Annotated in this window: 11 protein-coding genes; 8 read left to right on the top strand and 3 right to left on the bottom strand. The window is 66.7% G+C overall.

From position 1 onward, the window contains the following. Positions 1-2: 2 nt before the first annotated feature. From BLW48_RS15225 to BLW48_RS15215, 3 genes are read right to left on the bottom strand one after another with little or no spacing between them, the layout of a single operon-like run. On the bottom strand, positions 3-1,205 hold the full coding sequence (locus tag BLW48_RS15225) for an efflux RND transporter periplasmic adaptor subunit (protein ID WP_093073709.1): 1,203 nt from the start codon (positions 1,203-1,205) through the stop codon (positions 3-5). Next, on the bottom strand, positions 1,202-2,698 hold the full coding sequence (locus BLW48_RS15220; protein ID WP_093175910.1) for an efflux transporter outer membrane subunit: 1,497 nt from the start codon (positions 2,696-2,698) through the stop codon (positions 1,202-1,204). The genes BLW48_RS15225 and BLW48_RS15220 overlap by 4 nt, the downstream gene beginning before the upstream one ends. After that, positions 2,698-3,402: a TetR/AcrR family transcriptional regulator gene (locus BLW48_RS15215; RefSeq protein WP_093175908.1), complete on the bottom strand. Its 705-nt coding sequence runs from the start codon at positions 3,400-3,402 to the stop codon at positions 2,698-2,700. Before BLW48_RS15215 ends, BLW48_RS15220 begins: the two co-directional genes overlap by 1 nt. A 138-nt stretch (positions 3,403-3,540) precedes the next feature. Here BLW48_RS15215 and BLW48_RS15210 point away from each other — a divergent pair, with 138 nt between their 5' ends. From BLW48_RS15210 to BLW48_RS15175, 8 genes are all read left to right on the top strand, one after another. After that, positions 3,541-5,067, top strand: a complete 1,527-nt coding sequence (locus BLW48_RS15210; RefSeq protein WP_093075131.1) for a sigma-54 interaction domain-containing protein — start codon at positions 3,541-3,543, stop codon at positions 5,065-5,067. Positions 5,068-5,185: 118 nt separating this feature from the next. After that, entirely contained in the window at positions 5,186-6,130 is a 945-nt protein-coding gene (locus BLW48_RS15205; protein WP_093175905.1) for a dioxygenase family protein, read from the top strand. A gap of 115 nt (positions 6,131-6,245) precedes the next feature. After that, positions 6,246-6,449 carry a hypothetical protein gene (locus BLW48_RS15200; protein WP_256330778.1) on the top strand — a complete coding sequence of 68 codons (204 nt, stop codon included), beginning with the start codon at positions 6,246-6,248 and terminating at the stop codon, positions 6,447-6,449. Positions 6,450-6,605: 156 nt separating this feature from the next. After that, on the top strand, positions 6,606-7,793 hold the full coding sequence (locus BLW48_RS15195; RefSeq protein WP_093056432.1) for a substrate-binding domain-containing protein: 1,188 nt from the start codon (positions 6,606-6,608) through the stop codon (positions 7,791-7,793). 179 nt (positions 7,794-7,972) lie between these two features. Next, entirely contained in the window at positions 7,973-9,424 is a 1,452-nt protein-coding gene (locus BLW48_RS15190; protein ID WP_093175903.1) for an extracellular catalytic domain type 2 short-chain-length polyhydroxyalkanoate depolymerase, read from the top strand. Between the two features lie 48 nt (positions 9,425-9,472). Next, positions 9,473-10,237, top strand: coding sequence for an ABC transporter ATP-binding protein (locus BLW48_RS15185; protein ID WP_093175899.1), 765 nt, complete (start codon positions 9,473-9,475; stop codon positions 10,235-10,237). Beyond that, on the top strand, positions 10,234-10,962 hold the full coding sequence (locus BLW48_RS15180; RefSeq protein ID WP_093175896.1) for an ABC transporter ATP-binding protein: 729 nt from the start codon (positions 10,234-10,236) through the stop codon (positions 10,960-10,962). The genes BLW48_RS15185 and BLW48_RS15180 overlap by 4 nt, the downstream gene beginning before the upstream one ends. Beyond that, positions 10,959-11,942, top strand: coding sequence for a branched-chain amino acid ABC transporter permease (locus BLW48_RS15175; protein ID WP_093056436.1), 984 nt, complete (start codon positions 10,959-10,961; stop codon positions 11,940-11,942). Before BLW48_RS15180 ends, BLW48_RS15175 begins: the two co-directional genes overlap by 4 nt. The last annotated feature ends 4 nt before the right edge of the window (positions 11,943-11,946 follow it).

Genomic DNA, 11,946 nt, shown 5'->3' with positions numbered 1-11,946 from the left:
GCTTACTTGGCCGCGGCAGCGGAGGCCGCAGACCTGGCCGGCTGCGCCGCGGATGCGGATGCGGGCGCATCCACCACGCGCACCAGGTCGCCGTCGTTGAGGAAGCCCGCGCCTTGCACGATCACCTGGGCGCCGTCGGGCAGCGCGCTGGTGATCTCGATGCGATCGTTCAGGCGCCGGCCGATCTGTACCTTCAGCTGGGTCACTTTGTTGTCGGGCTTCAGCAGAAAGACGTTGTTGAAGCCGTCGCGCGGCACGATGGAGGCCTGTGGCACCGTCGGCGCCGTGCTGCGACCCAGCTCGAAGTCGCCGCGCGCGAACATGCCGGCCTTGATGCCGGTGTTCTGCTGCACGTTGGGCAGGTCGACATACACCAGCGCTGCGCGGGTCTGCGGATCGACCGTGGGCGCGATGCTGCGAACCTTGCCGCGCACCTGTGCGCCGCTGGCACTCACCACGAAGGCGGTGGTGCCGACCGCGACGCGGCTGAGTTCGGCCGAGGTCACTTCGGCGCGCCATTCGAGCCGGCCCTGGCGGATCAGCCGGAACAGCTCGGTGCCGGCCGACACCACGCTGCCCACCGTGGCGGTGCGTGCCGAGATCACGCCGTCGTCGGGCGCCAGCACCTGCGTGTTGCGCCCGCGCACCTGCTGCGCGGCCAGCACGGCCTCGGCTGCCTCGACGCGTGCCTTGGCGGTCTGCTCGGTGGTCTGGTACTGGTTGATCTGCTGCTGGCTCAGTGCGCCGGTGGCCTGCAGCGTGCGGGCGCGTGCGGCATTGCCTGCGGCGTCTGCCGCGGTGGCGCGGGCTTCGGCCAGGGAGGCGCGCGATTGCGCAATGTCGGCCTGCACCGTCTCGGGCGAGAACACCGCGAGCACCTGGCCCTTCTTGACCAGGTCGCCCACGTTCACGCGCACTTCGGCCAGCTTCAGGCCGTTGGACTCGGAGCCGACCACGGCCTCCTGCCAGGCGGCCACGTTGCCGTTGGCTGCGAGCGTGAGCATCAGCTCGGTGGCTTCGGGCTTGGCGACAGTGACGGTCAGCGCGGGCTTGGGCGAGTGGGCGCCGTCCTTGGTCTTGGCTGCTGCGGCAGGATCGGCCGACTTGTCCGACGGCTTGCCGCGCGTCATGAAGAAGATCGCCGCGATGACGACGACCAGCGCAATCAGCGCGATGACGAGGGTGGAACGCTTCATTGATTTCATGGCGACGTCGCGACCTTGGTGGCCGGGGTGGAGGTCATTGAGGACGATTCGGAAGATGGGGCCGAGGCCGACTGGCGATTCCAGCCGCCGCCCATCGAGCGGTACAGCGCAACCCATGCCTCGGTGCGCTCGCGCTGCAGCGTGACGCGCGCGGTCTGCGCGGTGAACAGCGTGCGGCGCGAGTCTTCCAGCTCGAACAGGCTCGCGAGGCCGCTGCTGTAGCGGGCCTGCGTGGCGTCGAAGGAGGCTTGGTAGTTCTTTACCGCGGCATCGGCATCGGTGGTGCGGGCGTCGGTGGCGTCGAGGTTGACCAGCGCTTCCTCGACTTCGCGCACGGCCTGCCGCACGTTGGAGCGGTAGAGCGACACGGCTTCGGCGTAGCGCGCCTTGGCGGCATCGATGTTCGCCTTGCGCGAGCCGCCGTCGAGCAGCGGCACGGTCAGCGAGATCGGGCCCACCGTCCAGGTTTCGAGCGACTGGCGCAGGCCATCGACGCGGTACTGCGTGCGCCCGATGGAACCCGACACTGTGAGCTTGGGGTAGCGCTCGGCCTCGGCCGAGCCCACGTCGGCGCTGGCCGAGGCCACGCCGAGTTCGGCCGAGTACACATCGGGCCGCTGCGAGATCGCCTCGGCCGGCACGCTGGCGATGCTGCCCACGACCGGCAGCGCGCGCTGCGCGGGCGAGGCGGCGAGCTTCTGTTCGAGCGTGGTTTCGTCGATGCCGCTGAGCGCCACCAGCGCCTTGCGCTGCACCGCGCACTGGGCACGCTGCTGCGTGAGCCGGCCCGAGGCGTCGGAGGCGCTGGCGCGTGCCAGCGCGGCATCGGCCGGCGCGGTGAAGCCGGCCTTCGCGGAGAGGTCGTTGAGCCGCGCGGTTTCCGAGCGCGAACGCGCGTCCGCTTCGGACACGCGCAGCTGCTGCTGGCAGGCGCGCTCTGAAAAATAGGCGTTGGCCGTTTCGGCTGCCACCGCCACGCGGGCGTCGTGCCACTTGGCGTTGGCGCTGTTCTGCTTGGCTTCGGCGGAGTCGCGGTCGGCGCGCAGGCGGCCGAACAGATCGACTTCCCACTTCGACTGCAGGCCGGCCTGAAGCGTGGTGATTGGCGTGCTGGCCGAGAGGCTGCTGCTCGAACTGCTGCTGGAAGAAAAGCCCGAGGTGCCGCGGCTGGCCGATGCCGTGCCGTCCAGGCTCGGCAGCAGCGCGGCGCCGGCCTGCACGCGCGTGGAGCGCGCTTCGGCCACGCGCGCCGCGGCGCTGGCGACGTTGGGGCTCGCAGCCTCGGCGGCGGCGATCAGCTCGACCAGCAGCGGATCGTTGAGCTGGCGCCACCAGTCGGCCAGCGACGCGAGCGAGCCGCCATGGGGCAAGGGAGCGTGCCATTGCGCGGGGACGGGCGCTTCCACCTGCGTCGGCGGGCGCGTCAACGAGCAACCTGCCAGGCCGATGCCCAGGCAGAGGGTGGCCATCAGTTTCAGTCGGAGTCTTCTCATCATTTCTTCAGCTTTCTCTCGGCGCGGCGGCGGGCCGCTTCGGCTTCCACCAGCGCCAGCGCATAGCCCGTGAGGCGGTCGGCCCAGGTGTCGATGGCGCGCGGCGTGCGCAGCAGCGAAGGGCGGATGGCCTCGATGAAATCCTGGCTCACGTAGAGCTGCATCGACAGCCCGGTGATCGCGAAGGTCAGGCGGTGGATGTCGTCATCGGCCCGTTCCACCTTCAGGTGGCGGCACAGCAGGTCGGCAATGGCGCGGTGCGGACCCTTGATGTCGCGCTCCAGCTCCTCGGCCCAGCGGCTGGTGGGCTCCAGCATCTCGCGCATGTGCAGCTGGATGCATTGCCGCACGATCTCGCCCTGCTTGAGCGGGTCGATCATGGACACCATGCACAGGCGCAGCGTGGTTTCGAGTGACTGGCCGGGCGCGTTGCAGGCGACGATCAGGTCGCTGGAGTCGCCGCCCATCGGCTCGCAGAAGGTGGCCGTGTACAGCCCTTCCTTGTCACCGAAGTAGTAGCTGATGGCCGAGATGTTGACTTCGGCCTCGCGGGCGATCTCGCGCGTGGAGGTCTTGGAAAACCCCTTTTGCGCGAACAGCCGCAGTGCGGTGTGGAGCAGCCGGTGGCGTGCCTCGGCGCCATCGCTGCGCGGTGCGCGGCGTGGGGCCTGGGTAATCGGGTCTCTCGCGTTCATGCCCGGCATTACACCACGCATGAAATCAAACGATTGATTTACTTAAGGCTTGCTGAAGGGTTTTGTCCGTGCGCCGGATCCTGAGCATTTCCTGAAGGCATTTGATGCCCGATTTGTTGCGGTTTGATGCGCGCTACGATTCGCGCCATGCCCGCCGCTCCCACCGCACCGCCCACATTGCCCCTCGATGCCGAAGGGATCCTCGCGCTGGCCGCGCGCTCGATGTTTCATTTGTTTTCAAGCATCAGCCAGGGCATGTTCCTGGTGGACAGCAGCGGGCGCATCGTGTGGGTGAATGAAGGCTACCGGCGCTTCCTGCCGGCGCTGGGCTTTTCTTCCATCGACCAGTTCATGGGGCATATGGTGGAAGACGTGATTCCCAACACGCAGATGCGGCGCGTGCTCGAGACCGGCGAGCCGATATTGATCGACCTGCTCACCAACAAGGCCGGCACCTTCGTGGTCAGCCGCATTCCGCTGCGCGAAGAGCGCGAGGGTGGCGAAGGAGGAATGGGTGAGGTGATCGGCGCCATCGGCATCGTGCTGTTCGACCAGCCCGAGACCACGCTGCAGCCGCTCATCAGCAAGTTCGCGCTGCTGCAGCGCGACCTCGACGATGCGCGGCGCGAACTCGCGAGCCAGCGCAACAACCCGCTGTACCAGCACGCGCCCGACGGCCAGCGCCGTTCCAAGTACACCTTCGCGAGCTTCATCGGCAGCAGCCCGGCGGCGGTGGAAGTGAAGCGGCACGCGCGCCGTGCGGCGCAATCGGCCAGCCCGGTGCTGCTGCTGGGTGAAACCGGCACCGGCAAGGAATTGCTGGCGCACGCGATTCATGCCTCGTCCGCGCGCGCGAAGGGGCAGTTTGTCAGCGTCAACATCGCGGCCGTGCCCGACACGCTGCTCGAAGCCGAGTTCTTCGGCTTCGCGCCCGGCGCCTTCACTGGTGCCGACCGCAAGGGCCGCGAAGGCAAATTCAAGCTGGCCGACGGCGGCAGCCTTTTCCTCGACGAGATCGGCGACATGCCGCTCGGCCTGCAGGCCAAGCTGCTGCGCGCGCTGCAGGAAGGCGAGATCGAGCCGCTGGGCTCCAACAAGCTCGTGCCCTTCGACGCGCGTGTGATCGCCGCCACCTCGCGCGACCTGCCCGAGCTGGTGCGGCGCGGGCAGTTCCGCGAAGACCTCTACTACCGCCTCAATGTGCTGCCGCTGCGCGTGCCGCCATTGCGCGAGCGGCGCGCGGATATTCCCGCGCTGGTCGAGGCACTGGGCGAAGACATGGCGCTGCGCAGCGGCGAGGCACCGCCCGAACTCACGCCCGACGCGCTCGCGCTGCTCGCGGGCCAGCATTGGCGCGGCAACATCCGGGAGCTGCGCAACGTGCTGGAGCAGGTGACCATGCGCAGCGACTCGCAGCGCATCGACGCCGTTCAGCTCGAACGGATCCTGCGCGAAGCGGGGCTCGACCAGATTGCGCCGCCTGACGCCATGCAGCTGTCAGGCGACGAAGAGGGAGCGCTGCTGCGGCCACTGGCCCAGCAGATTGCGGAGCTGGAGCACAAGGCCATTGCCGCCGCGCTCGCGAGCACGGGCGGCAACAAGCTCGCCACCTCGCGGCTGCTCGGCATTTCGCGCGCGACGCTGTACGAGCGCATGACGAATCCGCTCCGCTGAAGAGGAAGCGCCCGGGCCCGCGGGCCGGCCGTGTTCAGCAACAAAGCTGCAACACGGTGAAATTTGCGCGCAAAGCAGCTTGCGGAAGCTGCGGGTTTTAACCTGCAAGAAACCCCGCATGAAAACCTTCGGCGCCCACCCCGAATCGCAACACCACGGCCATAGCCTGGCAGAAGACCTTCCGCGCATGGAGGCGCAACTCCTGGAGCGTCGCCGAGCTTTGCTCTGGCTTTCTTCCTCGGCGCTGCTGGCCAGTTGCGGCGGAGGTGGCGGCAGCGATTCGAGCGGCGCCAGTGCGCTGACCGCTGCCGCCGTAAGCGCTGCGGCGTCGTCGGGTACCACGGCAGCCAGCACGAGTACGACCTCCAGCACGTCGACCAGCACCACTACGAGCACCAGCAATAGTGCCTGCCCCGCGTTGCCCGCTGAGACCTCCGGCCCCTATCCCGCGGACGGCACCAACACCGCCTCCGGCTCGACCTCCGACGTGCTCACCGCCAGTGGCATCGTGCGAAGCGACATCCGCAGCAGCTTCATCAGTTCGAGCACCGTGGCGCAGGGCGTGGCCCTGACGATCACGCTGACGCTGCAGAACACCAACGCCAGCTGCGCCGGGCTGGCGGGCTATGCGATCTACCTGTGGCACTGCGACCGCAGCGGCAACTATTCGTTGTACACGGCGTCGGCCGAAAGCTACCTGCGCGGCGTGCAGGTCACCGACAGCGCGGGGCAGGTGAGCTTCACGACCATCTTTCCGGCCTGCTACTCGGGCCGCTGGCCGCACATGCACTTCGAGGTGTTCACCAGCCTGTCGGCCGCTACCACCGGCAAGAACTCCGTGCTCACCTCGCAGCTGGCCATGCCCAGCGACGTCTGCAATGCGATCTACCCGAACGTCACTGGCTACAGCGCGAGCGTGGCCAACCTGGCGGCGGTGTCGCTGTCCACCGACAACGTCTTCGGCGACAACACGGCCGCGCAGATTGCGGCGATGACGCCCACGATGTCGGGCAGCGCCAGCGCTGGCTACACCGCGCGTGCCGTCATCGGCCTCGCGGTGTAGGCGATCCGGGTGGTCCGAGAATGGGGGCATCGCATCACCCCATTTCGTATCACCCATGAGCGTGCAAGCACTCAGATCGTCTTTCGGATCCAACTGTCACTGGTGCGGCCTGCCGATGGATTTCGAAGAACCGCGCGACAAGCCCGATTCGGCGACCATCGAGCATCTTTTCGACGCGACCCTGGGCGGCGTTCGAAAACCAAAGTACCGGCGGCTCGCGCATGCCATCTGCAACCACACGCGCAACGAATTCAGGCTGCAGGCGCAGCGCCAGTTCGAGCAGTGGATCGCGCAGCGCCAAACCTCTGGCAAACCCTGACTGTAAAAAATACACTTGTCTGAATTTCAGGCAATAGAAGTGTTTTGAATTCAGGCGAAAGGCACATCTTCCGAGTGAAGAAGCCTTTGTTATCAACGAGTTGGCGCGTGGCACGAACTGTGCAATATTCAGTCACCAATATCAGGAGACATGAATATGAATCGTCGCCACCTCGTCGCGCTGGCTGCGCTCGCCACGTGTGCCGCTGCCGCCCCCGCATGGGCCCAATCCAACGAAATCCGCATTGCCCACATCTACAGCAAGACGGGTGCGCTGGAGGCCTACGGCAAGCAGACCCAGACCGGTTTCATGATGGGCCTGGACTACGCCACCGGCGGCACGATGACGGTCAACGGCAAGAAGATCGTGGTCATCGAGAAGGACGACCAGGGCAAGCCCGACCTCGGCAAGTCGCTGCTGGCGGCGGCCTATTCCGACGACAAGGCCGCGCTGGCCGTGGGCCCGACCGCTTCGGGCGTGGCGCTGGCGATGCTGCCAGTGGCCGAGGAATACAAGAAGATCCTGCTGGTCGAGCCCGCGGTGGCCGACTCGATCACCGGCGACAAGTGGAACAAGTACATCTTCCGCACCGGCCGCAATTCGAGCCAGGACGCGATCTCCAACGCTGTGGCCGTCGACAAGGCCGGCGTTACCGTCGCCACGCTGGCGCAGGACAACGCTTTCGGCCGCGACGGCGTGAAGGCCTTCGGCGCCGCGCTCAAGAAAGCCAAGCTGGTTCATGAGGAGTACCTGCCGCCCACCACCACCGACTTCACGGCCGGCGCGCAGCGCCTGATCGACAAGCTGAAGGACCAGCCGGGCCGCAAGATCATCTGGATCGTGTGGGCCGGCGCGGGCAACCCGTTCAAGATCGTCGACCTCGACCTGAAGCGCTACGGCATCGAGATCGCCACCGGCGGCAACATCCTGCCGGCCATGGCGGCCTACAAGTCGCTGCCGGGCATGGAAGGCGCGGCGTACTACTACTTCGGCATTCCGAAGAACCCGGTGAACGAGGCCATGGTGTCGGCGCACTACAAGCAGTTCAAGACGCCGCCGGACTTCTTCACCGCCGGCGGCTTCTCGGCCGCGATGGCGGTGGTGACGGCGCTGAAGAAGACCAACGGCGACACCAACACCAACAAGCTCATCAGCACCATGGAAGGCATGAGCTTCGACACGCCCAAGGGCAAGATGACCTTCCGCAAGGAAGACCATCAGGCGATGCAGTCGATGTACCACTTCAAGATCAAGGTCGACCCGGCGTTCGCCTGGGGTGTGCCGGAGCTGGTGCACGAGATCAAGCCTGAGGAAATGGACATCCCGATCAAGAACAAGCGCTGAACACGACAGCGCCGATCACCCCCTGACCCGCGCGGCGCTCGAGGAAGCGCTGCTCCCCTTTCGCCCCGGATGGCCGCCGGGCGAAGCGCCAGCCTGCGTCCGCGCAACCTGTCGCGACCTACGGCCGATTCGTCAGTCTGCAAGCAAGCGTTCGATACCCACAACACAAGGAGACAGCGATGCCAGCGATGAAATGGAACTGGAAGGGACTTGCCGCGGCTGCGGCAATGGCGGTGGCGGCGCATGCCGCGACGGCGGCGGTGCCGCTGCCGGCGCTCGGCGCCAACCCGGCGGAGGTGAGCGTGTCGGGCCTGTCGGCCGGCGGCTTCATGGCAGTGCAACTGCACGTGGCGTACTCGGCCACATTCAAGCGCGGCGCCGGCGTGGTGGCGGGCGGACCGTTCTATTGCGCCGAAGGCTCGGTGGTCAACGCCACCGGGCGCTGCATGACGCACAGCACCAGCATCCCGGTGTCGACGCTCGTGAGCACCACCAACAGCTGGGCGGCCAGCGGGGCGGTCGACCCGGTGTCGAACATGAGCGGCTCCAAGGTCTACCTGTTCTCGGGCACGTCCGACAACACCGTCAAGCAGGCGGTAATGGACGACCTGAAGACCTACTACCAGAGCTTTGTGCCCGCGGCCAACACGGTCTACAAGAACAACATCGGCGCGGGCCACGCGATGGTCACCGACGACTACGGCAGCGCCTGCAGCACCACCGCCGCACCGTACATCAACAACTGCGGCTTCGACCTCGCGGGCGAGATCCTCACGCAGCTCTACGGGCCGCTGAACCCGCGCAACAACGGCACGCTGGGCGGCACCTTCACCGAGTTCAACCAGTCGGAGTTCATCTCCGGCCACGGCATGGCCACCACTGGCTGGATCTACGTGCCGCAGGCCTGCACCACCACCTCATGCCGCGTGCACATGGTGCTGCACGGCTGCAAGCAGAACTACACCGACGTGAGCGACCAGTACGTGCGCAAGACTGGCTACAACCGTTGGGCCGACACCAACAACATCGTGCTGATCTACCCGCAGACCAGCACGGCCGCCACCAACAGCTGCTGGGACTGGTGGGGTTACGACAGCGCCAACTACGCGAAGAAGTCGGGCCCGCAGATGGCGGCGATGAAGGCCATGATCGATCGCGTCACCGGCTCCTCGGGCGGAAGCGGCCTGCCTGCGCCCACCGGCGTGGGCACTTCGGGCGCGACCAGCAGCAGCATGGTGATCGGCTGGGCCGGCGTGACGGGCGCGAGCGGCTACAACGTGTACCGCGGCGGCAGCAAGGTCAACGCAGCGCCTGTCGCCGCCACCAGCTACACCGACACCGGCCTGGCAGCGTCCACCACCTACAGCTGGACCGTGGCCGCGCTGGACGCCAGCAACGTGGAGGGCGCGATGTCGACCGCAGCCACGGGCGCGACCACCGCGGGCTCTGGCGGCGGCGGAACGTGCTACACCGCGAGCAACTATTCGCACACCGTTGCCGGGCGCGCCTATGCACTGTGGGGCCTGACCTATGCCTACGGCTCGGGGCAGTCGATGGGCCTGTGGAACATCTACGTCACGACCACGCTGAAGCAGACGGGCCCCAACTACTACGTGATCGGCACCTGTTGAGGCAGGCCGCTCTTCGTTTCTCTTTTCGATTCGCAATGACCAACAACGATGCTTGAGACCCGAGATCTGACCATCCGCTTCGGTGGGCACGTGGCCGTCAACAGTGTGAGCTGCGCTTTTGCGCCGGGCACGCTGACGGCCATCGTCGGCCCCAACGGCGCGGGCAAGACCACTTACTTCAACCTGATCTCGGGCCAGCTCAAGGCGAGCGCGGGCACGGTGTCGCTCGACGGGAAGTTGCTGTCGGGCCTGTCCCCCTCCGCGCGCACGCATGCGGGGCTGGGGCGGGCCTTCCAGCTGACCAACCTGTTCCCGAACCTCACGGTGCTGGAGAACGTGCGCCTCGCGGTACAGGCCACGCGCGAGGGCGCGCACCGGCGCGGGCTCAACCTGTGGAGCATCTGGAGCGACCATAAGGCGCTGACGGAGCGCGCCGACCAGATCCTGGCCGACGTGGCGCTGAAATCGCGCGAGTACGCGACGGTGGCGAGCCTGCCGCACGGCGACCAGCGCAAGCTAGAAGTGGCGTTGCTGATGGCGCTGGAGCCCAAGGTCTTCATGTTCGACGAACCCACGGCTGGCATGAATGCGGCCGAGGCGCCCGTCATCCTCGACCTGATCCGCAAGCTCAAGCAGGACAAGAGCAAGACCATCCTGCTGGTCGAACACAAGATGGACGTGGTGCGCGAGCTTGCCGACCGCATCATCGTGCTGCACAACGGCACGCTGGTGGCCGACGGCGAACCAGCGGAGGTGATTGCCTCGCCGGTGGTGCAAGAGGCCTACCTGGGCGTCGCGAAGGAGGCCGCATGAGCACCCAGAATCTTTTGACGCTCGAAGGCGTGCACACGCACATCGGGGCGTATCACATCCTGCATGGCGTCGACCTCGCGGTGCCCAAGGGCCAGCTCACGATGCTGCTGGGCCGCAACGGCGCGGGCAAGACGACCACGCTGCGAACCATCATGGGCCTGTGGCATGCGTCGCAGGGCAGGGTGCGCTTCGGCGAGAAGGAAATCACCGCGCAGCACACGCCGCAGATCGCCGGCCTGGGCATTGCCTACGTGCCCGAGAACATGGGCATCTTCTCCGACCTCACGGTGAAGGAGAACATGCTGCTCGCCGCGCGCGGTGCGAAGAATGCAGCGCAGATCGACGACACGCGCCTGAAGTGGATCTTCAAGCTCTTTCCTGCGGTCGAGAAGTTCTGGAACCACCCGGCGGGCAAGCTCTCGGGTGGGCAGAAACAGATGCTGGCCGTGTCGCGCGCCATCGTGGAGCCGCGCGAGCTGCTCATCATCGACGAGCCCAGCAAGGGCCTTGCGCCCGTGATGATCAACAACATGATCGACGCCTTCGCCGAGCTCAAGCGCAGCGGCGTGACCATCCTGCTGGTGGAGCAGAACATCAACTTCGTCCAACGCCTGGGCGACAACGTCGCGGTGATGGACAACGGCCGCGTGGTGCACAGCGGCTCCATGGCGGCGTTCTCGGCGGACGCGCAATTGCAGCAATCGCTGCTCGGACTGGCTCTATGAAGAAACTCGACTTCGACTGGAGGCCGCTGCTGCTGGCCCCGATCCTCGCGCTCGTCGCGCTGCCGCTCACCGGTTCGTTCTCGACCTGGCTCACGCTCACGGTCGCGGGGCTGGCGATGGGCATGATCATCTTCATCATCGCCTCGGGCCTCACGCTCGTATTCGGGCTGATGGACGTGCTGAACTTCGGCCACGGCGTGTTCATCGCGCTCGGCGCCTTCGTGGCGAGCAGCGTGCTCGGGCTGATGGGCGACTGGACCGGTTCGGGCGAACTGTGGCGCAACCTCGTGGCGGTGTTCCCGGCCATGCTGGTCGCGATGGCAGTCGCCGGGGCGGTGGGCCTGGCCTTCGAGCGCTTCATCGTGCGGCCCGTGTACGGCCAACACCTGAAGCAGATCCTCATCACGATGGGCGGCATGATCATTGGCGAAGAGCTCATCAAGGTGATCTGGGGGCCGGCGCAGATTCCGCTGCCTTTGCCTGAGGCGCTGCGTGGCTCGCTGCTGATCGGCGACGCGGCCATCAGCAAGTACCGGCTGCTCGCGGTGGCTGTGGGCGTGGTCGTGTTCGGTGTGCTGGCATGGACGCTGGGCCGCACCAAGATCGGCCTGCTCATTCGCGCCGGCGTGCAAGACCGCGAGATGGTCGAGTCGCTCGGCTACCGCATCGGCCGGCTGTTCGTCGGCGTGTTCGTGGTGGGCAGCGCACTGGCTGGCCTGGGCGGCGTGATGTGGGGGCTGTTCCAGCAGAACCTGGTGCCGCAGATGGGCGCGCAGGTCAACGTGCTGATCTTCATCGTGATCATCATCGGCGGGCTGGGCTCGACGGGCGGGGCGCTCATTGGCGCGCTGCTGGTGGGGCTGATGACCAACTACATCGGCTTCCTGCTGCCCACGCTCACGCAGTTCGCGAGCATCTTCCTGATGGTGGCCGTGCTGCTGTGGCGACCGCAGGGTGTGTACCCCGTGGCGAATCGTTGAGGAA

It is taken from the genome of Variovorax sp. YR266, assembly GCF_900107295.1.
Classification (GTDB): domain Bacteria; phylum Pseudomonadota; class Gammaproteobacteria; order Burkholderiales; family Burkholderiaceae_C; genus Variovorax.
This window is presented reverse-complemented; position numbering and strand designations above follow the sequence as displayed.